The sequence below is a fragment of the Methylobacterium sp. FW102-HT35C08 genome (assembly GCF_058790235.1).
The window spans coordinates 4,189,476-4,213,964 of sequence record NZ_JBYTCL010000002.1; the positions used below are offsets into that span (position 1 = coordinate 4,189,476).

Annotated in this window: 24 protein-coding genes and 1 tRNA gene; 17 read left to right on the forward strand and 8 right to left on the reverse strand. The window is 69.8% G+C overall.

The window, feature by feature from the left end; genetic code table 11:
- The first annotated feature begins 23 nt into the window (after positions 1-23).
- The gene (locus AC3WSN_RS19935) at positions 24-1,001 is read left to right on the forward strand and encodes a type II secretion system F family protein (protein WP_192710122.1); all 978 of its coding nucleotides are present in this window, start codon (positions 24-26) and stop codon (positions 999-1,001) included.
- A 16-nt stretch (positions 1,002-1,017) separates the two neighbouring features.
- On the opposite strand, the gene AC3WSN_RS19940 is transcribed toward AC3WSN_RS19935, so the two are convergent.
- Positions 1,018-1,251 carry a GcrA family cell cycle regulator gene (locus AC3WSN_RS19940; protein ID WP_192710123.1) on the reverse strand — a complete coding sequence of 78 codons (234 nt, stop codon included), beginning with the start codon at positions 1,249-1,251 and terminating at the stop codon, positions 1,018-1,020.
- A 397-nt stretch (positions 1,252-1,648) separates the two neighbouring features.
- Here AC3WSN_RS19940 and sseA point away from each other — a divergent pair, with 397 nt between their 5' ends.
- Both sseA and AC3WSN_RS19950 read left to right on the forward strand, forming a co-directional pair.
- Positions 1,649-2,494, forward strand: coding sequence for a 3-mercaptopyruvate sulfurtransferase (gene sseA / locus AC3WSN_RS19945; RefSeq protein WP_492540262.1), 846 nt, complete (start codon positions 1,649-1,651; stop codon positions 2,492-2,494).
- 140 nt (positions 2,495-2,634) lie between these two features.
- Positions 2,635-3,123, forward strand: a complete 489-nt coding sequence (locus AC3WSN_RS19950) for a hypothetical protein (protein ID WP_192710125.1) — start codon at positions 2,635-2,637, stop codon at positions 3,121-3,123.
- A gap of 128 nt (positions 3,124-3,251) precedes the next feature.
- On the opposite strand, the gene AC3WSN_RS19955 is transcribed toward AC3WSN_RS19950, so the two are convergent.
- The 4 genes from AC3WSN_RS19955 to AC3WSN_RS19970 are packed head-to-tail and all read right to left on the reverse strand — an operon-like array spanning position 3,252 to position 6,475.
- Complete coding sequence (locus tag AC3WSN_RS19955; protein WP_192710126.1) at positions 3,252-4,076, reverse strand: FTR1 family iron permease; 825 nt, start codon at positions 4,074-4,076, stop codon at positions 3,252-3,254.
- A gap of 44 nt (positions 4,077-4,120) precedes the next feature.
- On the reverse strand, positions 4,121-5,554 hold the full coding sequence (locus AC3WSN_RS19960) for a 4Fe-4S binding protein (RefSeq protein WP_492540265.1): 1,434 nt from the start codon (positions 5,552-5,554) through the stop codon (positions 4,121-4,123).
- Positions 5,551-5,895, reverse strand: coding sequence for a cupredoxin domain-containing protein (locus AC3WSN_RS19965; RefSeq protein WP_238197622.1), 345 nt, complete (start codon positions 5,893-5,895; stop codon positions 5,551-5,553). The genes AC3WSN_RS19960 and AC3WSN_RS19965 overlap by 4 nt, the downstream gene beginning before the upstream one ends.
- Before the next feature lie 16 nt (positions 5,896-5,911).
- Positions 5,912-6,475 (reverse strand): iron transporter, encoded by a 564-nt coding sequence (locus AC3WSN_RS19970; RefSeq protein ID WP_373622081.1) that lies wholly within the window; start codon positions 6,473-6,475, stop codon positions 5,912-5,914.
- A 349-nt stretch (positions 6,476-6,824) separates the two neighbouring features.
- Here AC3WSN_RS19970 and AC3WSN_RS19975 point away from each other — a divergent pair, with 349 nt between their 5' ends.
- Positions 6,825-8,948 carry a carbohydrate porin gene (locus AC3WSN_RS19975; RefSeq protein ID WP_492540268.1) on the forward strand — a complete coding sequence of 708 codons (2,124 nt, stop codon included), beginning with the start codon at positions 6,825-6,827 and terminating at the stop codon, positions 8,946-8,948.
- A gap of 11 nt (positions 8,949-8,959) precedes the next feature.
- Here AC3WSN_RS19975 and lipB read toward each other — a convergent pair whose 3' ends face one another.
- Positions 8,960-9,691: a lipoyl(octanoyl) transferase LipB gene (lipB, locus tag AC3WSN_RS19980; protein ID WP_192710130.1), complete on the reverse strand. Its 732-nt coding sequence runs from the start codon at positions 9,689-9,691 to the stop codon at positions 8,960-8,962.
- Positions 9,692-9,779: 88 nt separating this feature from the next.
- Here lipB and AC3WSN_RS19985 point away from each other — a divergent pair, with 88 nt between their 5' ends.
- Both AC3WSN_RS19985 and AC3WSN_RS19990 read left to right on the forward strand, forming a co-directional pair.
- Positions 9,780-10,085, forward strand: a complete 306-nt coding sequence (locus AC3WSN_RS19985) for a FliM/FliN family flagellar motor switch protein (RefSeq protein ID WP_192710131.1) — start codon at positions 9,780-9,782, stop codon at positions 10,083-10,085.
- Positions 10,086-10,206: 121 nt separating this feature from the next.
- A tRNA-Leu gene (locus tag AC3WSN_RS19990) sits at positions 10,207-10,291 on the forward strand.
- A gap of 183 nt (positions 10,292-10,474) precedes the next feature.
- On the opposite strand, the gene AC3WSN_RS19995 is transcribed toward AC3WSN_RS19990, so the two are convergent.
- Positions 10,475-12,463, reverse strand: a complete 1,989-nt coding sequence (locus AC3WSN_RS19995) for an adenylate/guanylate cyclase domain-containing protein (protein ID WP_492540271.1) — start codon at positions 12,461-12,463, stop codon at positions 10,475-10,477.
- Between the two features lie 740 nt (positions 12,464-13,203).
- Here AC3WSN_RS19995 and AC3WSN_RS20000 point away from each other — a divergent pair.
- The 6 genes from AC3WSN_RS20000 (at position 13,204) to AC3WSN_RS20025 (ending at position 18,564) form a co-directional block, all read left to right on the forward strand.
- Positions 13,204-15,147, forward strand: coding sequence for an OPT family oligopeptide transporter (locus AC3WSN_RS20000; protein ID WP_492540273.1), 1,944 nt, complete (start codon positions 13,204-13,206; stop codon positions 15,145-15,147).
- A gap of 268 nt (positions 15,148-15,415) precedes the next feature.
- The gene (locus AC3WSN_RS20005; protein WP_192710140.1) at positions 15,416-16,951 is read left to right on the forward strand and encodes a DEAD/DEAH box helicase; all 1,536 of its coding nucleotides are present in this window, start codon (positions 15,416-15,418) and stop codon (positions 16,949-16,951) included.
- Between the two features lie 203 nt (positions 16,952-17,154).
- A complete protein-coding gene (locus tag AC3WSN_RS20010; RefSeq protein WP_492540275.1) occupies positions 17,155-17,340 on the forward strand; it encodes a YegP family protein in 186 nt (61 codons plus the stop codon).
- A 192-nt stretch (positions 17,341-17,532) separates the two neighbouring features.
- Positions 17,533-17,799, forward strand: a complete 267-nt coding sequence (locus tag AC3WSN_RS20015; protein WP_192710141.1) for a hypothetical protein — start codon at positions 17,533-17,535, stop codon at positions 17,797-17,799.
- A gap of 148 nt (positions 17,800-17,947) precedes the next feature.
- Positions 17,948-18,085 carry a hypothetical protein gene (locus AC3WSN_RS20020; RefSeq protein ID WP_175544118.1) on the forward strand — a complete coding sequence of 46 codons (138 nt, stop codon included), beginning with the start codon at positions 17,948-17,950 and terminating at the stop codon, positions 18,083-18,085.
- Between the two features lie 26 nt (positions 18,086-18,111).
- Positions 18,112-18,564, forward strand: coding sequence for an acyl-CoA thioesterase (locus tag AC3WSN_RS20025; RefSeq protein ID WP_192710142.1), 453 nt, complete (start codon positions 18,112-18,114; stop codon positions 18,562-18,564).
- Here AC3WSN_RS20025 and AC3WSN_RS20030 read toward each other — a convergent pair.
- Positions 18,557-19,096: a superoxide dismutase family protein gene (locus AC3WSN_RS20030; protein ID WP_192710143.1), complete on the reverse strand. Its 540-nt coding sequence runs from the start codon at positions 19,094-19,096 to the stop codon at positions 18,557-18,559. The two genes, AC3WSN_RS20025 and AC3WSN_RS20030, sit on opposite strands and share 8 nt — an antisense overlap.
- A 109-nt stretch (positions 19,097-19,205) precedes the next feature.
- Here AC3WSN_RS20030 and AC3WSN_RS20035 point away from each other — a divergent pair, with 109 nt between their 5' ends.
- The 5 genes from AC3WSN_RS20035 to AC3WSN_RS20055 all read left to right on the forward strand — a co-directional run bounded on the left by AC3WSN_RS20035 (position 19,206) and on the right by AC3WSN_RS20055 (position 24,488).
- Positions 19,206-19,988 (forward strand): TlyA family RNA methyltransferase, encoded by a 783-nt coding sequence (locus AC3WSN_RS20035; RefSeq protein ID WP_492540278.1) that lies wholly within the window; start codon positions 19,206-19,208, stop codon positions 19,986-19,988.
- Positions 19,985-21,223 carry a class I SAM-dependent RNA methyltransferase gene (locus AC3WSN_RS20040; RefSeq protein WP_492540280.1) on the forward strand — a complete coding sequence of 413 codons (1,239 nt, stop codon included), beginning with the start codon at positions 19,985-19,987 and terminating at the stop codon, positions 21,221-21,223. The genes AC3WSN_RS20035 and AC3WSN_RS20040 overlap by 4 nt, the downstream gene beginning before the upstream one ends.
- A gap of 52 nt (positions 21,224-21,275) precedes the next feature.
- Entirely contained in the window at positions 21,276-21,548 is a 273-nt protein-coding gene (locus tag AC3WSN_RS20045) for a hypothetical protein (RefSeq protein ID WP_192710146.1), read from the forward strand.
- A gap of 152 nt (positions 21,549-21,700) precedes the next feature.
- Entirely contained in the window at positions 21,701-22,705 is a 1,005-nt protein-coding gene (locus AC3WSN_RS20050; RefSeq protein WP_192710147.1) for a magnesium transporter CorA family protein, read from the forward strand.
- A gap of 97 nt (positions 22,706-22,802) precedes the next feature.
- On the forward strand, positions 22,803-24,488 hold the full coding sequence (locus AC3WSN_RS20055) for a methyl-accepting chemotaxis protein (protein ID WP_492540282.1): 1,686 nt from the start codon (positions 22,803-22,805) through the stop codon (positions 24,486-24,488).
- Position 24,489 lies beyond the last annotated feature (1 nt).

The following is a 24,489-nucleotide window of genomic DNA, read 5'->3' on the forward strand; positions in this document are numbered from 1 at the left end:
CTCCCGTTCCCGGATTTCGCTCCATGATCGACGCCATCGCGGAGAAGCTGTTCGATCCCCGCTTCATGGGCACGGTGCTGACCTCGGTCGCGGCCGCCGCGACCGCCTTTGCCGTGGCGCAGCCCTTCTTCGAGACCGACAAGCTCGCCAAGCGGATGAAGCTCGTCAGCGACGAGCGCGAGCAGATCCGGCGGCGCGAGCGGCTGCTGGGCGACCGCGCGCAGAACCGGGCCACGCTGCGCGTGGAGCCGAAGGCCTACATGAAGTCCATCGTCGAGCGGTACCAGCTCCACCGCTGGCTCGGCACCGACACGGCCAAGCGGAAGCTGATGCAGGCCGGCTACCGCGGCCAGGGGGCGGAGACGGCGTTCCTGTTCTTCCGGCTGGTCGTCCCGTGCGCCAGCGTGGTCGGCGCCCTGTTCTACCTGTTCGTCCTGGAGGCGATCGACACCTCCTACCTCGTCCGGTTCGGGCTGGTGATCGGGGCGGCCTACGGCGGCATCAAGGCGCCGGAGCTGTTCCTGGTCAACGCCGCCAAGAAGCGCCAGACTGAGATCCGGAAGGCCTGGCCCGACGCCCTCGACCTGACGCTGATCTGCGTCGAGTCCGGCATGGCGATCGAGCACGCGTTCCGGAAAGTGAGCACCGAGATCGCCGGCTCCTCGGTGGTGCTGGCCGAGGAATTGGCCCTGATGACGGCCGAGATGTCGTTCCTACCGGACCGCCGGCAGGCCTACGAGAACCTGGTCCTGCGCACCGGGCTCGACGCCGTGAAGGCCGTGGCGACCGCCCTGATCCAGGCCGAGCGCTACGGCACGCCGGTCGGCCAGGCGCTGCGGGTGCTGAGCCAGGAGAGCCGCGACCAGCGCATGACCGAGGCGGAGAAGAAGGCGGCTGGGCTGCCGCCCAAGCTCACGGTGCCGATGATCCTGTTCTTCCTGCCGGTGCTGTTCGTGGTCATCATCACGCCGGCCGTCATTCAGATCATGCGGACCCAGTGACGGACGGCGCCGCGCTTCAGCGGATACGGCCGGGGCGGGTCGGCTCGAACACGATCCGGCGGTGATAGGCGCACCAGCTCTTGCCGTCGGCGACGGGCGCGCCGCAGCAGATCGCGCGGTCGTTCGGCTCGCCGATGATGTACTTGCACACGAAGGCGCCCGACTGCGCGAACGGCACGCGCAGGTCGGCGGACGGCTCCTTGACGGTCTCGGCATCGCCGATCTGGGACATGCGGACGAGTTGATTCATGGGATCGATCGGCTCAATAAGCATCCTGCGCGGTGGGTACGGGCGCCCCGGCAGTCAGGGAAGGTGGAACACCGTTCGCTCAGCCGTGCCCCGGCTCGCGTCCATCGGACCGGCCTGCGGGGCGATCGGCTCGATGCCGGCCGCGGGGACCGACGCGAACGGCGTCATCGTGCTGTCGTAACTGGGGTTTGGGCTTTTTAAAACAAGACCAGCCTGCATTGGCTGCATCGGACCACGGTGCAGGATGCGTAGCTCGTCGTATCGCGGGCCGCTGAACTGCCATTCGTGGGCCTGACGAAACCGCCTCACCGCCGCGGTTCGGCGAAGGCCCGGACGTGCAACCCGGTGCGCTCTGTGATTTGGTGCGCGCTCTCGCGAACAGAGCCGGACCCGCCCCATGGCCCATGCGCCCCTCGTGTCCCCCGACTGGCTGCACGACCGTCTCGCCGCCCCCGATATCGTGGTCCTCGACGCCTCCTGGTACCTGCCGGCGGCCGGCCGTGACCCCGAGGCCGAGTTCCGCGCGGCGCATATCCCCGGCGCCCGGCGCTTCGACCTCGACGCGATGAGCGACACCGAGTCGAGCCTGCCGCACATGCTGCCCCGCCCCGAGGTCTTCGCCGCGCGGATGCGCGCGCTCGGCGTCGGCGATGGCCAGCAGATCGTCATCTATGACGGCCAAGGCCTGTTCTCGGCCCCGCGGGTCTGGTGGATGCTGAAGACCTTCGGGGTGCGCGACGCCCTGGTGCTGGATGGTGGCCTCCCCGCCTGGATCGCCGCGGGCTACCCCACCGAGGACGGCGAGCCGCGCCAGGCCGAGCGCCGGCACTTCACCGCCCGCCTCGATCACGGCGCGGTGGCGGATGCGACTGACGTCGCCCGCGCCCTGGAGACCGGCTCGGCCCAGGTGGTGGATGCCCGCTCAGGCACACGCTTCCGTGGCGAGGAGCCGGAGCCGCGGCCCGGCGTCCGGCCCGGACACATGCCCGGCGCCTGCAACCTGCACTACGCGGCGCTCCAGCGCGACGGCCGCATGAAGAGCCCGGAGGAACTGGCGGCGGTCTTCGCTGAGAACGGCGTCGACCCGAGCCGGCCGATCGTGACCACCTGCGGCTCTGGCGTGACCGCGGCGATCATCGCTCTGGCTCTGGAAACCATGGGCCGCCCGGCCCGGAGCCTCTACGACGGCTCCTGGTCGGAATGGGGCGCCGATCCGACCCGGGCGGTGGCGACGGGCGCCTGAGCTTGGGCTCAGGCGCCGAAATCCGGACGCACGGATCCCGCCGCCACAGGGTTGCGGGTATGCCGACGTCGTCTTGAACGCTCCGTATCAATTCCGATATATCGGAAGCGCCTGCGGTTGGGCGCTCTACGGAGAAAATCATGCCGCTTCACGACACCACCGCCCTCTCGGGCACCATCCGGCACGTCTTCGCCCATCGCTTCACCATCGAGGCGGATGGCCGGACGCATCTGGCCGATCTCGGCCCCAAAGGCGCGGACGCGTTCGCGCTCGCCAGCGGTCTGCACGTGACCCTCGAGGGCGAGCGTCGCCCCTCGGAGATCAAGGTCACGCGGATTTCGGCGGCGGGCCGGGATCCGGTGGAGATCCATCACAAGAAGCCCCATCACGCGCCCGGACCCAAGCGGGCGGACACGCGGCCCGACGGGCCAGCCGATCCCGCGCATGCCCTCGCGGCGGCCGCCGCGGCCGGTTGGACGGTGGCGGAGGCGCCGCGCCGCAAGCCGAGGCACTTCGAGCTCCTGGCGCGCCGGGGCGAGGCCGCGGCAACGGAGCTGCACGTCGACTTCTCCGGGACGATCTACAAGGAGAAGCCGGCCGAACCGGCGAAATGGGCCACGCTGGCCTGAGGGCCGCTGCCGGAGACCGCCTTGGCACCGCGCTCCACGGTATGGGTCAGCGGTGCGGCGGGACCGGTCCGGAAATTCCTTGAGACGTGGACCCGGGCCGCGTGTCGGCGGCCCGGAATCCCGGCGCCCTAGGCCGTCCGCACGGCGCGGCGCTTGTCGGCGGCGCTCCACTGCATCAGGCCGACCATGACCACGATCGTGGCGACGTAGACGAGCCCCTGCAGGGCGGTCGGCCGGTCGGTGTAGCCCACGAGGGCGTGCAGGACGCGGCCCGGCCAGGAATTCTCGGCGATCAGCCCGGAGCTGTTCCACAGGGTGTGGCCGAGGACGTCGACCACGCCCGCGTTGGACAGGAACTGGGCGGCCTGCGCGGCGAGCCCGGCAGCCAGGAAGATGATCAGCACGCTCGTCACCGAGAACACGTAGCGGCTCGGGATCGAGGCGAGGCCGAGATAGGTTACCGCCGAAAGGAGCACGCCCGCCCCGATGCCCGCGACGGCGCCGAACTGGATGTCTGCCCCGGAGGTGCCGGACGCCACGAGGCCGTACAGGAACAGGACCAGCTCGGCGCCCTCGCGCAGGATCGCGGCGCCGATCACGATGGAGAGGGCGGCAGCCTCGCGCTCGCCCGAGCGCACCGCCTCACCGGCCGCGCGCAGCTCGCCCGCCAGCTCCTTGCCGTGCTTGCTCATCCAGGTGTTGTGCCAGATCAGCAGCAGCACCGCGACGATCAGCACCGCGGCGTTGAGGATGTCCTGGCCGTTGCCCTCGAACGCGTCGGAGATCTTCTCGGCGAACAGGGCGACGAGGCCGGCGCCCGCGAGCCCGCCGGCGACCCCGAGCAGCACCCAGCGCATCCGTCCGGGGATGCCCCGGGTCGCCGCCAGCACGATGGAGATGATGAGGCCCGCCTCGATGACTTCGCGGAAGGCGATGACGAAGGCGCCGATCATGGCGGTCTCCAGGGGTTAGAGGATTCGGGGGTGCGCCGGCCGCGCTACCAGACCCAGAACAGCAGCACCCAGTTCGCCACCGACAGCGCGGCCGCACCGGCGATGCAGGCCGAGGCCGCGATCCGGCGGAACCCGCCGGCGCTGAGGCCGGCCACCCGCCAGGCGAGCCAGACGCTCCAGAGGCTCGCACCGGCGAGCAGGCCGGCACGGATCTCCGCCACGTACGGGATCACGATGCCGTCGCCGCGCAGGAACGTGACGGTGAGCGCGGAGAGCCCCAGGAAGACGCCGCAGCCCGCGACCGGGATCAGCGTCTGGGTCAGGTGGTGGAAGCGCCGGAGCGACCAGCCGCCGAGGAGGCGCGTGGCGAGCGCCACGATCGCCGACAGGACGAGCCCGAGAATCACCGTCGCTGCGCCGATATAGGCCAGGAGCAGCGCGCCATCGAGCAGGGTCATCACGTCGTTGCGGTCGGGATAGTTCGTGAGCACGAACCAGGGCGCGGAATGCTCCAGAGGCCACGTCGTCCCGTGCTCGATCAGCCACGTGGCCGCCCATTGCTTGGCATCGACGTACCAGGGGCTCGATGACCACTGGAACGCGCCCACCGCCAGCGCCAGCATGCCGAACAGGATCAGCATCGTCTGGTCGAGGCTGGGCTCCTCGCCGGCCACGTGGACGATCTCATGGTTCGGCGAGCGCAAAGCGAGGTGCACCGCGCCGCGATGATTGCTGCAGCGGCCGCACATGTGGCAGGCACCGGCCCCGCGCATCGCCTTGACCGGCACGAGCGGCGCACAGTTGAAGGCTTCCGTGCCCCGGGCGGGCTTCGGCGAGGCCGCCCAGGCGGCGCGGTCGACCTGGAAGCTCACCGGGGCGAGCTTCGACAGCACCGCGAACACGCCGTTCACCGGGCACAGATAGCGGCACCAGACCCGCTTGTTGCGCCCGTAGAGCAGGCCGACCGCGATCGCCGCGAGGGTCGAGCCGCCGAGCACCGCGAGGACCGGCTTCGGATAGCCGTACACGCTGGTCATCTGCCCGTAGACCGTGGTGCCGGCGAATGCCAGGAACGGCCAACCCTGCCAAGTGATCCAGCGCGGCACCGCGTAGCCGCGGCTCCAGCGGCTCGCGAACTCGCTCAGCGCCCCCTCGGGGCAGAGCACGCCGCACCACGCCCGGCCGACCAGCACCATGCTCACCAGCACGAAGGGCCACCAGATCCCCCAGAAGGCGAACTGCGCGGCGAGCGTCAGGTTGGTCCAGATGTGGGCGGCGTTGCCGGGCAGCGGCAGAAGCGCCGGGACGATCACCAGCACCGCGTAGACGCCGACGATCAGCCACTGGATGGCCCGGATGATCCAGCCGTGACGGCGCAGCCCGTCGCCGAACCGGGCGAGCCGCGCGTCGAGCACCGCCCGGCGCGACGAGACGCGGGGCAGCGTGAGGGAGCCTGGCGCTGTCGTCGACGCGCTCATTTGGCCACCAGGGTCGCCTTCGCCTCCGGGTGGAAGTCGTCGAACACCTGGTAGGTCCCGGCGTCGAGGGTGCGGAACACGATCGCCGAGGTCGATCCGGCGGCCAGCGCCTTCTCGCGCTTGAGCTCCGTGCTCTCGAACTCCACCGGCGACTGGCCGGTGTTCGAGATCTCCAGCTTGAACCGCGTGTTGGCCGGCACCTCGATGACCGCCGGCAGGATCACCCCGTCGCGCATCTCGACCTTGATCACCGGCATGTCGTCCGCGCGCGCGGACGTCGCCGCGGCAGCGGCGAGCAGCAGGCCGGCGAATCGGACGTGACGGAACAGACGGGACGGCACAGGCAACTCCGGATTCTCAGTAGGCGCCCTTCTTGCCGACACCGGCGAACGTGAAGTCCTGAGTCACGTCGAAGGGCTCGAACCAGGGACCGACACCGGTCTCCTTATCGACGTGACGCCCGAAATGGCTGTCCTTGCCGGGCGGCGCCACCGTGACCTTGAGACGGTAGCGGCCGGGGCCGAACAGCTTGACGTTGTCGCCGTAATGCGGCCCGTCATTGGCCACCATCGGCATCAGCATGCCGGAGACCTTCTGGTCCGTGGGCTTGTCGCCGTCGAGCTTCACCGCCTCGAAGCGCACTTCGAGCGCCGGCACCCAATCGCCCTCCGCGAAGCCGTTGCGATTGTCCTTCGCGGCCCGGATATCCGTCTCGAGGTGGATGTCCGACTGCGCGGCCTCGCGCATCATGCCGGGCGGATCCATCTCGATCGGCTGCAGATAGACCGCGGCGACCTCCAGGCCGTTCCGGGTCACGTGCGGTCCGATCGGCACCTCCTTGGCCACAGCGGCGCCCGTGACCGCGAGAAGGGAGGCTGCGGCGAATCCGCGGAGGGCCAGGACGACGTTCGAAGCGCGCATGCTCCCGCACATAAGCCCTCGCGCGCGAAGTTCAAACAGGAATCGCGCCGCATCAAATAATAACAATTCTAATCTGAAGACACTGCCGCCCCATTATGATGTATTGCGTGGTCTTTCGCCGGGATCATAGGAATTATCGGCGATCCTCACGAAGAAATTCGACGTTCCACAGCCACTCGGATCTTGACCAAGAGACGGAACCGGGGATCGTCATCGCACTGCCATGCGGGGAACCGAGAATGCATCCCGGCGCAGGAAAATCGCGAGCGACTAGGGTGCGACCGCGGATCACGGCTTGCACGGGGCCGCACGCCGATTTAGCAAGTGCTATATTCCTGCTGCGAATCCCATGACCATCTCTTTCGTGCCCCTGGCCAGCGCCGCAGCGCTCGTGCTGACCTTGTCCCTCCTCGCACGCGAGGCGGCGGCGGCGGACCTCGCCGCACCGCGCCCGCCCGCGGAGGCGGCCCGCTACGCCGATTGGTCGGGCGGCTATCTCGGTTTCGAGGGCAGCGCGGGCGGCTCCTACGGGGCCTACAGCTTCGGCCCGACCACCATCGGCGGCCGTTCCATCCCGCCCTTCAAGAGCGGCGACTCCACCGGCCGCAGCGATCAGGGGCGGGATGCCACCACCGCGGTCGGTGGCGCCTTCGGCGGCTGGAACTGGCAGACCGGACCGTGGGTCTACGGCGTCGAGGCCAGCCTCGATGTGGCGAACCTGAAGCGTCCCGTCCCGTCGACCATCGCGGGCTTCGGCTACGGGGACGTGGATCCGGCCTTCAACATCGTGCGCGCCAAGACCGATCTGTACGGGAGCCTGCGGGCGCGGATCGGCTACAGCTTCGACCGCTACCTGATCTACGGAAGCTTTGGGCTCACGGGCGCCAACGCCCGCATCTTGGCGAACTACCCGGATCTCGACACGGGTGGCCAGAACACGGCCCGGCGGGACCTCGGCTATGTCGGCTTCACCCTGGGCGCGGGCGTGCAATACGCCATCTCCGACACGCTCGCCCTGGGGATCGACTACCGGTACATCGACCTCGGCGGCAGCCGGCGCTTCCCGCTGGGCACGGTGCCCGGCGACGCGGGCGGACCGGTGACGACCCGGGCGAGCTTCACCTCGAACCAGATGTTCGCGCGGCTGATGTGGTTCCCGGACGGGCTGAAGGTGCCGCCGGACCCCGACGAGACCGCGCCGCACGATCCCGACAACGGCGATACAGGGCGCTTCTCTCTGCACGGACAGACCACCCTGATCGCGCAGGGCGTGCCCGGCTTCCGCTCACCTTACGCGGGCGCGCAGAGCCTGGTCCCGCATCAGGCCCGGCAGACCACCACGGCTACGATCTTCCTCGGGCTGAAGCTCACCGACAGCACCGAGGTCTACTACAACCCCGAATTCAGCCAGGGCTTCGGCCTGTCCCGGACCCTGGGCGTCGCCGGCTTCGTCAACGGCGAGGCGCAGAAGGCCGGCGCCCCGTTTCCGAAGCTGCGCTCGAACCGCTACTACGTGAAGCAGACCTTCGGTCTCGGCGGTGAGACCGTGGAGGTGCCGGACGGCCCGAACCAGGTCGCCACCCGCTACGATGCCGAGCGGATCACGCTCATCGCCGGCAAGTTCGCCCTCGGCGACTTCTTCGACGGCAACGTCTACGCGCACGATCCCCGCGTCGACTTCTTCAACTGGTCGCTCTGGGGCTCCTCGGCCTGGGACTTCCCGGCCAACCTCCCGGGCTTCACGCAAGGCGTCTACGCCGAGTACAACCGGCCGGAATTCGCGATCCGAGCCGCCTACACGCAGGTGCCCAAGGAGCCGTCGAGCGACGTGCTCGACCCGCGCGTGTTCCGGCGCGCCGGCCTGAACGCCGAGTTCGAGCAGCGCTACGTGCTCCCCTGGCTGGAGCAGCCGGGCAAGCTGCGCTTCGGACTGTTCTCGAATGTCGGCGTCTCGGCCAACAACCGGGAGGTCGTCACCCTGACGCAGCTCGGCGCGTTCGACGACATCAACGACGCGGTCGCGGCGACACGGCGCCCGCGCCGCAAGACCGGCGGCTACATCAACCTGGAGCAGGCCCTCACGCCGGAACTCGGCCTCTTCGCCCGGGCCAGCCTGAACGACGGGCGCACGGAGAACATCTCCTTCACCGACATCGACCAGAGCTTTTCCGGCGGCCTATCGCTGAAGGGCAAGGCCTGGGACCGGCCGGACGACACGGTCGGGATCGGCGCGGCGATGAACGGGCTCTCGCCCTCGCACCGGGCCGCCTTCGCGGCGGGCTATTACGGGCTGCTGATCGGCGACGGCCGGCTGAACTACGGCACCGAGCGGGCGCTGGAGACCTACTACGCTCTGAACCTGACCAAGTTCGTGACCCTGACCTTCGACTACCAGTTCATCGACAATCCCGGCTACAACCGCGACCGCGGGCCGGCGCATTTCTTCGCCTCGCGGCTCCACGCGGATTTCTGATCGCGGTCCAGTCAGTCCGCCGCCTCGATCACCGTCGATCCGAAGATATCCTCGAAGGCGGCCCGGAGTTGCATGTCGACCTCGGCCATGCTCACCGGCAGGCCGAGGTCCACCAAGCTCGTCACCCCGTGCTCCCGCACGCCGCAGGGCACGATCCCGTCGAAATGCGTGAGATCGGGCTCGACGTTCAGGCTGATGCCGTGGAAGCTGACCCAGCGGCGGACCCGGATGCCGATCGCCGCGATCTTGTCCTCGACGCCGGGGCCCTTCTCGGGGCGGCGCACCCAGACGCCGACCCGGTCCTCCCGACGCTCGGCGCGGACATTGAAGGCGGCGAGCGTCTCGATCAGCCACGCCTCCAGGCTCGCCACATAGGCGCGCAGGTCGCGGCTGCGCCGGTCGAGGTCGAGCATCACGTAGGCGACCCGCTGACCCGGGCCGTGATAGGTGTACTGCCCGCCGCGCCCGGTGGCGTGAACCGGAAATCGATCCGTCGCCACGAGATCCTCGGACCGGGCCGAGGTCCCGGCCGTGTAGAGCGGTGGGTGCTCCAGCAGCCAGACGCATTCCGACACCGCGCCGCGGGCGATCGCCTCCGCCCGCGCCTCCATCCAGGCGAGCGCGGGCGCGTAGTCCACCGGCGCGTCACTCACGCGCCAGCCCACCGGCCCGGCGACCGGATCGGAGCCGGGCCGCTTCGGGAAGGCGTGCGGACTGACCGTGAGGCGGGGCGCGTTTACCAAGGGTTCACCATCCTGCGTCGATGATCGAAGCCTTCAACATTCGCGGCCGGCGCTGGCAAGGACCGGCCGCGAGACGGGATGGCGCGCGGTGGCGGTCTTCGAGACCCTCAAGGTCGATCTGACGGTGGTGCTGGGCCGCGCGCGCATGCCGCTGCACATGCTGCTGCGCATGGGCCGCGGCGCCGTGATCGAGCTGGAGGCCAGCGACAGCGACATGGTCGAGATCCTGGCCAACGATCACCCGATCGCCCGCGGCCAGATCGTGGTGACCGGCGACCGCATCTCCGTCGAGGTGACGGAACTGATCCGCAAGGCAGCCTCGATCGTGGAGCCCGGCATCAGCATCGGCGACGGCGCGACCCCTTTCCTGGACGGCGGCTACGATTCCCCGTGAGCGGAGCGCTTGTCGGCGGCGGATCGATCTGTTATCCGCTGCGCCGCGCGACACGATTGCGGCCCCGGGTTCTCCCGCGGGGCGCGACGGTCGGGCAAGCGGACCGGTCTTCGCGTCCGATGCGGCCATGGCGGAATTGGTAGACGCGCTAGCTTGAGGTGCTAGTCCCGCGAGGGGTGGAGGTTCGAGTCCTCTTGGCCGCACCAACCTTTTCTTGAACATTCAGAAGAGGTCGGGGCGAAACGGTGTGACGGATGCGCTCGGCTGCCAGGCAGCGGCCCCGTCCATGATCTCTCGGAATGATGCGCCTGAGCGGCCCAACCGCGATGATGAAGGCGCGGGCCGGTTCTTCTGAACCCGCGCGCGACGCGTCGGGATCGGGCGCTCGTTCAATCCGTCGAGCCCTCGGGCAGCCCGGCCATCCGCGCCCCTTCGACGATATGCGCATATTCCTTCATGAACGTCGGATTTCGTGAGTAGTCGGCATTGGCCAGCGTATGCACCGTGTACCCGGGCATGAGCTTGAGGACGTTGTCGATCGCGTCCTTCGCCTGCTCCTTGTGACCCAGCCACGCATGCGCCACGGCCAGATCGATATACGCAAAGAAGTACGGCGTGTGCCCGACGGATCGGTTGCACCACCTGATGGCCTCCTCCCAATGCTTCAAATGGGTGTGGGCATGACAGATATAATACTCCCACGCGTTCAGGAGCGGATCCTTCGGGCTCAGACGGATTGCCTTCTCGACATGCCCGAACGTCTTGTCGGCGTTTCCGTCCCAGAGATTGATGATTCCGGCAAGCGCGTGCGCGATCGCCATGTTCGGATCGTATTCGACAGCGACCGCGATCTCCCGCAGCCCCAGCGCGAAATCCTTCGTCGCACGAAGGACCTCTGCCTTCACGTAATGGGCCATCGAGCTTTGTGGATTCGCCGCGAGACCTTCATCCGCGAGCTGTAAGGCGAGCCGGGAATCGGCAGCAACATTCTTGCTGACCCGCGTGTTGACGGCTTGCGCTATGGCTCGCGCGAGGCCGATCTTGGCTTGAGGATTGTTCTTGTCGATCTTCAAGCTCTGCTCGAACTTGTCGCGCGCCTCCAGCGTATTGGCGGGCGTTCGCGGCCTGTTCATGGCCGCCCAGCCGAGCATATTCAGGTCGGCGGCTGTCGGATTGAGCGAGCCCTCCCTCAGGATCCTCAATCCTTCGGCTTGACTGAGCTGGATATCCAGCGATCGCGCGAGTCTCGCAACGAACTCGGCCTGAAGCTCTCCCAATCGGCTCCGCTCACCGTCGAACCGGTCGGCCCAGATGTGCGCGCCCGTCTCGGTTGATACGAGCTGCGCATTCAGAACCACATGATCTCCGGTGCGCCGAACGCTCCCTTCCAGGGCGTACCGGACACCCAGATCACGACCGAGCTGTTTCACGTCGACAGCCTTGCCCTTGTAGGTGAAGGCCGTGTTGCGCGCGATCACGAAGCTGCCGGCGAGGTGCGACAGGTCTGTGGTCAGGTCTTCGGTCAATCCATCGGCGAAAAAATCCTGCTCCGGATCGTTGCTCAGGTTGGCGAACGGCAGCACCACGATCGAGAGCGGCGGCAGCGGCTTCGGGGGCAGACCGTTCTGGACGGCGAGCGTCTGCTCCGGCCTCGGGGCGGCGTGAGGCCAGAGAGACCAGACCGTACCGCCCGCGACGACGAGGATCGCGGCGCCCGCGAGGCAAGCCCCTGCGGCAACACCGAGACCACGGCGCGACCGCGTCGCCGCGGCAGGAGTCGGAAGCGGAACTCCGCCGGTTGCGGCGGACGGCTCGTCCGCGTCGTCCTCCTCATCGTCGGGCGGCGCCAAGGTCTGGACGGCCTGCGCGGAGAGGGCGAAGACGCCGATCGGGCGCGCGATGTTCTTCAGATCCAGCTTGCCCCTGTCCTCGAAGCGGTAGGGCACCTTGTCGCGCACCTGCTCGTGGACCGAGCGCGACACGCAGAGCCCGCCGGGCTCGGACAAGGGCTCGAGACGCGCCGCCACGTTGACGCCGTCCCCGAACAGGTCCCCGTCCGGCTGGGCGATCACGTCGCCGACATTGATCCCGAAGCGCAGCTTGAACCGCCTGTCATCCGGCAACGCGGACTCGAACCCGGCCATCGCCCGCTGAATGCGGATCGCACACGAGACGGCTCTCAAGGGGCTGGGGAACTCGACCAGCAGGCCGTCGCCCATCGACTTCACGATGCGCCCCTGCGCGGCCTTGATGGCAGGATCAGTGACGTCGCGTCGGAGTATTTTGAGGCGTCGTATCGTACCCGCTTCGTCGGCTCCCATCAGCCGACTGTAACCGACGATATCGGCAACGAGGATAGCCGCCAGACGCCTAGCCATCACCTTTCCGCCCTGCGCTTATGACCCGGAACGTGGCGCCTCGTTTTACTGATCATAGCATGATGGCGATGCCGAAACGCAAGCCCGGAGGAGCCGTTATCCGTCTTCGGCTCCGGCGTGCGGATCGGCACTGATACGAAAACAGCATCGGCTCATTCTTAAACTCAAATCAAGCGGGAGGCGATCGATGCTGAAGCGCATATCCACGTCCATCAGGCGTTTTGTCGACGAGAATTGGAATGTTCGCGATCTTTGTCGGTTCGATTGCAGATGTCTCGAAGATATCGCGCTCGAACCAAGGGACCTTGCCCTCAGATCGGGATGGTCGTGCTCCGGTATCAAGCACCACCCGTCCTGGGATGCCGAAGTGCGAGGCCGCGAAGTTCCTCGAATCGGATCATCTTGATCCATCTGAACGCACGCATCCTTTCTCGTTCAACCGGTTCGTGCCCTCGCCGGCCTGGGCCGAACGGGCGCGCGGCGACAGGACAGGAGCGCGGATCGGCGATCCTCGTTCAGGGCGTCTGCAACGTTCTAAGTCATGCTGTAAGGCAGTCTTCATTCGATCATTCTCGCCAATAACGGCCTATTTTTGCTAGATATGGCATTATGGCTGATATCTTACTCCGCATCTTAGAGACAAAGCCTCGTAGAAAATCATCCCTTTCTGCACCGAACCGGTTGCGGCACATCGAAAATGGCTTCTAGACTGATCGCATCCACCCGCGAGTCCGATCAGCATGGCCCGCACGCCCCAACCCGCTGAACTGACGTGGCGCAGCATCGCCCTCGGGGGCGCGATCACGCTGCTGTTCACCGCCGCCAATGCCTATCTCGGCCTGAAGGTCGGCCTCACCTTCGCCACGTCGATCCCCGCCGCCGTCATTTCCATGGCGGCGCTGCAGCGCCTGCCCGGTGCCACGGTTCTGGAGAACAATATTGTCCAGACCATCGCTTCGGCGGCCGGCAACCTGTCGGCCATCATTTTCGTGCTGCCGGGACTGGTGATGATCGGCTGGTGGCAGGGCTTCCCGTGGCTCACCACGGCGGGCATCACCGCGACGGGCGGGATCCTCGGCGTGATGTTCTCCGTGCCGCTGCGCCGGGCGCTCGTGGTGGAGTCCGATCTGCCCTTTCCCGAGGGCCGCGCCGCCGCGGAGGTTCTGGCGGTCGGATCGCGCAGCCGGGCCGGCGAGGCCGACAGCGCCCGCGGGCTGCGGATCCTCGCCTGGAACGGCCTGGTCTCGGCGGGCTTCGCGGCGCTCGCGCAGACCCGGCTCGTCCTCGACAGTGCCGGCACGTGGTTCCGGGTCGGAGCCGGCGCCACAGGGATCGCCGGCAACCTGTCCTTCGCGCTGATTGGCGTCGGCCACCTCGTCGGGCCCTCGGTCGGGGCCGCGATGGCCCTGGGGCTGGCGATCGCCTGGGGCGGGCTGATCCCGCTCCTCACGGCCGAGCAGCCGCTGCCGGACGTGGGCCTGGAAGAGTGGGTCGGCACGGTCTTCCGCCGGGACGTACGCTTCTTCGGCGCCGGCGTGATGGGCGTCGCGGCGATCTGGACGCTTGTCCGGATCGCCGGCCCGGTCCTGGGTGGCATCCGCTCGGCGCTCGCCGCCGGGCGCGCCCGAAGGGCGGGTGAGGTGCTCGCCCTCGAGGAGCGCGACCTGCCGGTCTCCGCGGTCATCGCGGTCGCCCTCGCCCTGCTCGCGCCGATCGGCTGGCTGCTGTGGAGCGTGCTGGCCGGAACGCCGCTGGAGGGGCAGGCCCTGCCGCTGATCGCCGGCGCGCTGCTGTTCATCCTCGTGGTCGGGCTCGGCGTGGCGGCGGTGACCGGCTACATGGCCGGCCTGATCGGCGCGTCGAACTCCCCCCTGTCGGGCGTCGGGATCCTGGCAATCCTGGCGAGCGCGGCGCTGCTGCTGGGTCTGTTCGGCCGCACGGCGGATCCGCAGAGCACCCGGGCGCTGGTCGCCTACGCCCTGGCGGTCACCGGCATCGTGTTCGGCGTCGCCACCATCGCGAACGACAACCTCCAGGATCTCAAGACCGGCCAGTTCGTCGGCGCGACACCCTGGAAGCAGCAGGTTGCCCTGATCGTCGGCGTGACCTTCGGCTCCGTGATCATCCCGCCGGTCCTGAACCTCCTCGGGGCGAGCTTCGGCTTCGCGGGGGCGCCCGGGGCGGGTCCGAACGCGCTCGCGGCGCCGCAGGCCGGGCTGATCTCCGCCCTGGCGCGGGGCGTGCTGACCGGCGACGCCAACTGGCGCATGCTGGGTTGGGGCGGGGCCGCGGGGCTGGGCCTCGTCGCGCTGGATGCGGGACTCGGCCGCCTGAAGGCCTTGCGCCTGCCGCCGCTCGCGGTCGCCCTCGGGATCTACCTGCCGATGAAGCTGGTGCTGCCGCTGGTGGCGGGCGCCGTGATCGGCACGGTCTACGACCGCTGGGCCCGGCGCCGGCCCGATCCCGGGCGGGCCCTGCGCATGGGCACGCTCACGGCGACCGGCCTCATCGTCGGCGAGAGCCTCTGGGGCGTCGCATTCGCGCTGATCGTCTACCTGTCGGGCGACGAGGCGCCCCTGGCGGTGACCGCCGGCGCGAATCCGGCCCCGGCGGTCGCGGCCGGCCTGCTGCTGTTCGCGGGGTCGGGCGCAGCCCTGTATCACTACGCGCGGCGTTCGGCCTGACGACGCCGCAACCCGGCTCTGCATTGACTTCGCAGGCGCACACGGTCATATCGGCGGTGCAGCGTCAGCGGCCGTCATGGCCCGCTTGAGGGGGCTGCGTGACGGATCGGGCGCCTTCCGGCGTGATCCGGCCCCCCTCTTCATAACGTGCATGCACCCGGGCCGCCCCATCACGCGGGCTGCCCCCTGCCAACGGACCGGCTCCCCAAGCGGTATCGCTCGCAGTCTCGCGACGCGCCCGGCCGGCCCTGCTGCATCGGATACATCCTTGACCCAATTCACCGATTTCGGCCTCGCCCAGCCCGTGCTGCGGGCGCTCAGCGAGGCCGGCTACGTCGCACCGACGCCGATCCAGGCCCAGGCGATCCCGCCGGCCATGACGGGCCGCGACCTCTGCGGCATCGCCCAGACCGGCACCGGCAAGACTGCGGCCTTCGCGCTGCCGATCCTGCACCGCCTGTCGCTCTCGGACCGCCGCGCCCCGCGCCGCGGCTGCCGGGTGCTGGTGCTCTCGCCGACCCGCGAGCTCGCCAACCAGATCGCCGAATCCTTCTCGGATTACGGCCGTCACCTATCCTACACCACCACGGTGGTGTTCGGCGGCGTCACCATCAGCCGCCAGGAGCGGGCGCTCGCACCGGGCGTCGACATCCTGGTCGCCACGCCGGGCCGCCTGATCGACCTGATCGAGCGTCGGTCCCTGACGCTCGACGGCGTCGAGATCTTGGTCCTCGACGAGGCCGACCAGATGCTCGATCTCGGCTTCATCCACGCGCTCAAGCGCATCGTGAAGATGCTGCCGGAGAAGCGCCAGAGCCTGTTCTTCTCGGCCACGATGCCGAAGAACATCGCGGGGCTCGCCGCGCAGTACCTCAAGGACCCCGTCCAGGTCGCCGTGACGCCCGTCGCCACGACGGCCGAGCGGGTCGAGCAGCAGGTGATCTTCGTCCATACCGGCGCCAAGCAGGCGCTGCTGGGCCATATCCTGCGCGATCCGGCGATCGAGCGCGTCCTCGTCTTCACCCGCACCAAGCACGGGGCGGACCGGGTCGTGCGCGGCCTCGACAAGGTCGGCATCGCGGCGGCGGCGATCCACGGCAACAAGAGCCAGCCGCAGCGCGAGCGGGCGCTCGCCGCCTTCAAGGACGGCACCTGCCGGGTTCTGGTCGCCACCGACATCGCCGCCCGCGGCATCGACGTCGAGGGCGTGAGCCACGTGGTCAATTTCGACCTGCCGAACATTCCCGAGAGCTACGTCCACCGGATCGGCCGCACCGCCCGCGCCGGCGCGGACGGCCTCGCCATCTCGTTCTGCAACGACGAGGAGAAGGCCTACCTGCGCGACATCGAGCGCGTGACCCGGCAGAAGGTGCCGGTCGCGGGCTTCCCCGAGGGCTTCAACCCGCCGTCGCGCCAGGAAGCCGCCGAGATCGCCCGCGAGGAGGAGCGCCGCCCCGAGCGGCAGCAGCGCCCCGGCGGCGGTCGCCAGGGTCAGCGGCCCCGTCAGCAGCAGGGCCGTCCCCAGCAGGGCCAGCCCGGTGGCGGCCGCGGATTCGGCGGCCAGGGCGCGCCCCGTCAGGGCCGCCCCCAGGAGGGTCGGGCCGATGGCCGCGGCCACGCTCCGCAGCACGCCCCGCAGGGACGTGAGACCCGCGCGGACCGGCCCGCCCGGCCGCAGGGTGAGCGCCCGAACCAGGGCCGTCCGAACCGGGACGGCCGGCCCCAGCGCGCGGATGCCCGTCCGCGCAGCGGCGGCAGCGAGGGCCGCAGCATCGGCTGGCTGGAGCGGGCGCCCCGCTCCTGAGGGCTGACGACACCGCACGCGATCACGAAGCCGCCCGGGACGAGGCCGTCCCGGGCGGCTTTCTCTTTGTGGGTCGCTCGAGAGCTCCCATGAGGCAACCCGCCTCGAAGGGCATCCCGTGCTCCGGCCGGAAGCTGCCCGCTCTCTTTTCACGGCAGGCCGGTCGACCCATCTCCTCCCGGATTTCACAGGGAGCCTGCACCATGCGGTTCGAACTCTACCGGGACGCGAAGGGCGAATGGCGCTGGCGCCTGCGGGCCCGCAACGGCGAGGTGATCGCGGAATCGGGCGAGGGCTATGGCCGCCGCGAGGATTGCGAGCACGGCATCGCGCTCGTGCGCCAGAGCGCAGAGGCCCGCATTGAGGACATGACGACCAAGATCGCCTGATCTGCGGGGATCGGCCGAGTCTCAATACGAGCCAAGCCTCAACCCACGATCAACCCTGTCCGAAACGTCGCAGCAGTTAAGCTGCAACGCTTCAGCTCGCCCGTGCGTTGCAGCGGTTCGAACCGCGCTGAGGTCCTCGCGTCCCGTGCGGTTCGTCGTCCGAGACGCAGTCACACGAAGGGAGTCGAGACCGTGCTGAGGAAATTCCTGCTCGCGGCCCTGCTGGTGCTGGGCTTCGCGGCCGCGGCACCGCAGGGAGCGTCCGCCGCCCCCATCGGTCCTGGGCTTGCCCTGCCGGCCGGCGCCGCACCCGCTGTCACCGAGAAGGCCCAGTACTACTACCGCCGTCGCTTCTACGGCCCGCGCCCCTACTGGCGCCGTCCGTACTACGGCCGCCGGTTCTATGGCCCGCGTCCCTACTGGCGCCGCCCGTATTACGGCCGCCGGTTCTACTACTAAGCGCCTGCTGGCTTGACCGGCCCGGCGGCTCCCTTGAGCCGCCGGGCTTTTTCATATCGTGATTCGGGATGCGCGGACGGCGCGCCTGCTTTATCGTGCAGGGTATGGGACAGGCCACGGCAGATTGGCTCACCCGGGAGGACGCCCGATGAACGATATCGCGCAACGCGCCGAGCCGGCGGCGGCGACGCCGGACCTCTGGCAATCCATCCCGCTCGAATGCATTCTGAGCGCGGTCGCGGTTCTGCTGGCGGCGGGATTGAAGCTCGCCGGCCTGCTGTCCTGACGGCGCGAGGCGGGCGGATGGACGGCATGGAGCACGTCGGACCCTCAGCGGCCGGAGGTATCCCGGTGCCGCAGGATATCGGTACGCCCCAAGGCGACCTGACAGTGCGCACCATCGCCATGCCGGCCGATACCAACGCCAACGGCGACATCTTCGGCGGCTGGGTTCTCTCGCAGATGGATCAGGCCGGCGGCATCGCCGGCGTCGACCGGGCCCAGGGCCGGGTCGTGACCGTGTCGCTTAACGCCATGACCTTCATCCGGCCGGTCCGCGTGGGCGACGTCCTGTGCGTCTACACCCGGGTGTCCCATGTGGGCCGCACCTCGATGAAGATCGAGGTCGAGGCCTGGGCGCGGCGCTTCTGCACCCAGGTCCGCGAGCGCGTGACCCAGGCCACCTTCACGTTCGTGGCGATCGACGAGTCCGGCCGCCCGCGGCCGATCCCGCCGGCGGTGCCCTCACCCCGCGCGGCTACTTGATCACCCCGCAGGCGACCCGGTCCCCGGCACCGCCGATCGGCTGGGTCGTGTGATCGTCCTCGTTGGCGTGGATGATCAGCGCCGATCCGTCGCCGTCCTTGAGGCCGCCCTCGCCGTTCAGGGGCGTCTCGCTCGACACCTCGGCCTGGGCCGAGCCGTCCTGGCCGACATAGAGGTTCGGCAGGTCGCCCTCGTCGGGGCCCTCCGCGTTCAGCAGGCCGTGCTTGCTCTGGTCGTGGTTCACATGCGCCTTGGAATTCATGAACTTCGGATCCGAGCAGTCGCCCACGGCGTGGAAGTGCATGCCGTGCCAGCCGGGGGGCAGGCCGCCGGGCTGGATCGCGACGCGCAGCACCAGCGCGTTCGCGCCGTCGCGGATCGCCAGCCGCCCGATCGTGTCGCCCTTGGCATTCTTGATCGGGGCCTCGTAGGTCTCGGCCGCCTTGGCGGCTTCCTTCGGGGGCTCCTGCGCGAGGGCGCCACTCGCGGCGAAGGTCCCGAGCAATGCGAGCAGCGGCAGGGTGCGGGTCATGCGGTGGCTCTCCTGTACGGCTCGGTCTAGTTAGGGAGCGCATCGCCCTTCGACAGGGCCGCGCCGCCGAACCTCTACCGCAGCCTGACCGGGACCGCACGAAGCCCTGATGAACCGCGACCGGACCATACCGGATTCCGCCACGGCCGCGGCGGCCGATCCGCCCAGGCGGCGCGCCGACCTGTTCCTCGTGGAACACGGCCATTTCGAGAGCCGCGCGCGGGCGCAGGCGGCGATCCGGGCCGGGCTCGTGCGGGTCGACGGGCGGCCGCTCACACGCGCCTCGGACCCGATCACCCCGGGCGCCCGGATCGAGGCGACGCCGGCGCATCCCTACGCGTCCCGGGGCGGCCTCAAGCTCGCTGCGGCCCTGGCGGCGTTCCGGCTCGATCCGGACGGCCGCACCTGCCTGGACGTCGGAGCCTCCACGGGCGGCTTCACCGACGTGCTGCTCGCCGGCGGCGCGTCCCATGTCTACGCGGTGGATGTGGGACGCGGTCAGCTCCATGCGCGCCTCGCGGCGGATCCGCGGGTGACCAACCTGGAAGGCACCGACATCCGCACCCTCGCTCCGGCCGCGCTGGCGCCGCCCCCCGATCTCGCGACCGTCGACGTGAGCTTCATCGGCCTGCGTCTGGTGCTGCCGGCGCTGCCGGCGCTGCTCGCGCCGGGCTCGAGCCTCGTCGCGCTGATCAAGCCGCAATTCGAGGCCGGCCGCGCGCGGGTCGGGCGCGGCGGCCTCGTGCGCGATCCGGCGGTCCACGCGGAGGTCTGCGCGGCGGTGCGGGACGCGCTGCAGGCGCTCGGCGCCACGATCCTCGGCCTGATTGACTCGCCCGTCCCGGGCGGCGACGGCAATGCCGAATTCCTGATCGGCGCGCGATTCCCATGAGTGAGACGGTCACGATTCGGGACCTTGGCGCCCGGGGCGACGGGGTCGCAGAGGACGGGGTCCTTGTCCCCTATACGCTGCCGGGCGAGCGCGCGACGATCCGCCGGGAGGGTCGGCGGGCCGAGCTTCTGGGCATCACGCAGGCCTCCGTCGACCGGGTCGAGCCGTTCTGCCCCTACTTCATGCGCTGCGGCGGCTGCCGGACCCAGCACCTCGCCCGGCCGGCCGAACTGGCCTGGAAGCGCGGTCTCATCGCGCAGGCCCTGTCCCAGGCCGGCCTCGACGTGGCGCCCGATCCGGCCATCGACGCGCACGGCGCCGGGCGGCGTCGGATCACGCTCCATGTCCGGGAGATCGACGGCCGGGCCGAGGCCGGGCTGATGGCGGCCCGCAGCCACGCGCTGGTGCCGATCGACCATTGCCCGATCACCGTGCCGGCGCTGCATCCCGCGCCCGAAGTGGCGCGCCGCCTCGCGGTGCCCCTCGGCCATGGCCGCAAGCCCCTCGACGTGGCTGTCAGCGCCACCGACCAGGGCCTCGACGTCGACCTGCGCGGGCACGGGCCGGTGAGCGCCGGCGTCGGCGCCGCCCTGGTGCGGATCGCCGGCGAGCTCGGCTTGGCCCGGCTCTCCCTGCACGGCGAGCGGCTGATGGAGGCCGAGCCGGTCTCGGTCACCGATGGCCAGACCCGTCTCTACCCGGCCCCCGGCGGCTTCCTGCAGGCGACCGCCGCCGGGCAGGCCGCGCTCACGGATCTCACGCTGGCGGCGCTGGGACCGCGCACGAAGCGCGCCGCGGACCTGTTCGCGGGGTGCGGACCATTGACCCTCGCGATGGCCCGGACCGCCGCGATCCACGCCGTGGAGGCCGATGCCGCCGCCCTCGCGGGCCTCGACCGGTCGGCCCGCGCGGCGACGGGCCTGCGCGCGATCACGCGCGAGCGGCGCGACCTCTTCCGCCGGCCGCTGCTCCCGACCGAGCTCGACGCCTTCGACGCGGTGGTGTTCGACCCGCCCCGGGCCGGCGCGGAGGCCCAAGCCCGCCAGCTCGCCGCGTCGCGCGTGCCCCTGGTCGTCGGCATCGCCTGCGATGCCGGGACCTTCGCCCGGGATGCGGCGACGCTCGTCGCGGGCGGCTACCGGCTGGAGCGGGTCACGCCGGTGGACCAGTTCCGCCATTCGGGCCACGTCGAGATGGTCGGCGTGTTTCGCCGCCCGGCCGCCCGGCGGCGCTGAAACCACGCAACCGGCGGCGAAGTTTCACGTTCTCCCGAAGATTGGAGGTCCCATGGCTCGCGGCTTACTTCGCCCGCTCGCGCTGGCTGCGCTGAGCCTCGCCTGCGCCGCGCCGCTGGCGGCACAGACCGTCGCGCCCGACCAAACCGGGACCGGCGGCGGACCGGCCTCGACCATCACGGCGCCGAACACCAACAGCCTCGGCGTGACCAAGCCGCCGGGCACGTCGCTCGGCCCTGGCGAGATTCCGTCGCGCAGGGAGCAGCGGCGCGAGCGGGCGCTGACCGACAAGATCGACGACAGCATCTGCGACGGCTGCAACTGAGGCCGCGCCGCCCCTGCGAGGCGGACGGCGATGTCACGGAAGCGTCAGAAAACACCGCCACATCCGCCGCACAGCTTGCGTCGGGACTCGGCGTGCCGGATGCGGGCTGAGCCAGCGTCGCTCCGTGACCGTTCCGCATCCGAGACCCGTTCGTGATCTTCATCCACCAGCCTGCCGTCGGCGCCGGAGCCACGCTGCTCGAGCGCCGGATCATCGACCTTCAGGACACGATCCCCGAAGACACCATCTGGCTCGACCTGATCCGACCGAGCCGCGAGGAGGAGCTGAAGGTGGAGGCCTTCGCGGGGATCGAGGTGCCCACCCGCGAGGAGATGAAGGACATCGAGCCCTCCGAGCTGCTCTACGTCGAGGACGGCGCCCGCTACATGACCGGGCGCGTGCTCTCGAAGGTGAGCGACGCCGAGGAGCCGGGGCTCGCCGGCATCACCTTCATCCTGCGCGGCAACCGGCTCGTGACCGTGCGCCACGAGGAGCCGCAGGCCTTCCGCATGTACACGCAGCGCGCCGGACGCTCGATGGGCAACGGCAGCGCCTCCGCGGCCTCCGGCGAGGCGATTCTCGCGGGCCTGATCGAGGCGGTGATCGACCGGGCCGCCGACGTGCTCCAGCTTCAGGGCGAGCGCATCGACCGCCTGTCCGGCAAGATCTTCGAGGTGCAGGAGGACCCCTCCGCCCGCAACACCGCCCTGCAGGACACGTTGCGGGCGCTGGGTCGGCACGGTGACCTGATCTCGAAGCAGCGCGAGAGCCTCGTCTCCATGGAGCGGATCCTGCTCTCGCTGTCGGCGACCTATCGGACCAACAAGGCCCCGCGTGATCTGCGGGAGGATGTCCGTTCGACCCTGCGGGATCTTCAATCCCTGGAGGAGCACGCGACCTTCCTCTCCACGAAAATTCAATTCTTGCTCGATGCAACCCTCGGCCTCGTCAACCTTGAGCAGAACAACATCATCAAGCTGTTCTCGGTCATGGCCGTGGTCTTCATGCCCCCGACGCTGATCGCGTCGATCTACGGCATGAACTTTAAATCCATACCGGAACTAGATCTCTCGTTCGGATACCCGATGGCGTTGATCATGATGGTGGTCGCTGCCGTATTTCCATACGTTTTCTTTCGCTGGAAGAAGTGGCTGTAGCCCCAAATGCTGATACAGCGCCGATAAAATATTAAGACCTCTGTGGAAGCATGTCGGAGCCTGTAGGCGCGGCTCGGCCGCGAGGACGGAACCTCCCATGCGACTCTCTCTCAAGACGGTCCTCGCCGGTGCGATCGGCCTCCTCGCCCTTGCCGCCGTCGGCCAGGGGATCGCCAGCGTCGTGACCCTGTCGGAGATCGAGCGGAACGCCAACGCGGTCTCCCAGCAGGCCCTGCCCGCGCAGAACCAGGCCGAGGCCATCGGGACGGCCGTGCGGGAGGCGCGGCTGCGCCTCTACCGGCTCGCGGTCGCCTCCCCCGACCCGGCGGCCCTGGACAAGAATCAGACCGCGCTCACCGACACCCTGGCCGAACTCTCCGGCCTGCGGCAGGCCTATCAGGACCGCCTGAGCAGCCCGCGGGATCGTGAGATCTACGAGCGCTTCACGACGGCCTGGAACGCCTACCAGAACATCCAGCTCCAAGTGGTCGAGCTGATGATCGCGGGCGATCAACCCGGCGCCCTCGGGCTGGTGCTGGACCCTGCGACGGCGACGCAGAACGATGCGGCGGTGGCGAGCCTGACGGAATCGATCGCCTCGGCCCGGGCGTTGACGGAAGCCAACGTCGCCGAGACCGTGGAGGCGGCGACGCGCGCCAAGCTCATCGCGATGGCCGCCACCGTGGTGGGCCTCGCGGTCGCGGCGGCCGCGATGCTGTTCGCCCTGTTTGGGATTGCGCGCCCGATCGAGCGCATGACCGCTGCGATGGGCCGGCTCGCCCAGGGCGACGAGACCGTACCGGTCCCCCATACGGGGCGCGGCGACGAGATCGGCGCGATGGCGGCGGCCGTGCAGGTGTTCAAGGACAACCTGATCCACACCCGCGCCCTGGAGCGCGAGACCGCCGTGGCGCGGGAAGGCGCCGAGGCGCAGCGCCGGCGCGCCGTCCACGCCATGGCCGAGTCCTTCGAGGCGGCGGTCGGCGGCGTGCTGGCGCGGGTTTCGGACGCTGCCCTCGGCCTGCGGGCGGAGGCCGAGGCCATGACCAGCACCGCCACCCACACCGCCGAGCGCTCGGCGACCGTGGCGGGTGCGGCGCAGGAGGCCGCCATGCATGTCGGCACGGTCGCGGCGGCCGCGGAGGAACTCGGGGCCTCGGTCCTGGAGATCGGCCGGCAGGTGGACGGCTCGGCCGAGCTTGCCCGGGGCGCGGTGGTGCAGGCGGGCGAGACGGCCGGCCTCGTGCAGGAGCTGAGCTCCGCCGCGGGCCGGATCGGCGACGTCGTGCGCCTCATCACCGACATTGCCGGGCAGACCAACCTGCTGGCCCTCAACGCCACGATCGAGGCCGCCCGGGCGGGCGAGGCGGGCCGCGGCTTCGCGGTGGTCGCCAGCGAGGTGAAGCAGCTCGCGGCTCAGACCGCCCGCGCCACAGAGGAGATCGCCGGTCAGGTCGGCCGCATCCAGGGCGCGACGGGCCAGACCGTGGGCGCGATCGACGACATCGCGACGCGCATCCGCGAGATCGACAGCGTGGCGACCTCGATCGCGGCGGCCGTGGAGCAGCAGGGCGCAGCGACCCGGGAGATCGCCCGCAACGTCGCCGAAGCTGCATCCGGGACCGGTGCCGTCACCGGCACGATCGACGAGGTCGCGCGGGCGGCCGATGACACGGGCTCCGCCGCGACGCGGATGCTCGCCTCGGCGGCGAGCCTCTCGGAGCAATCCGCCGAGCTGCGCCGGGAGATCGACGCGTTCCTGCAGACGGTGCGCGCCGCCTGAG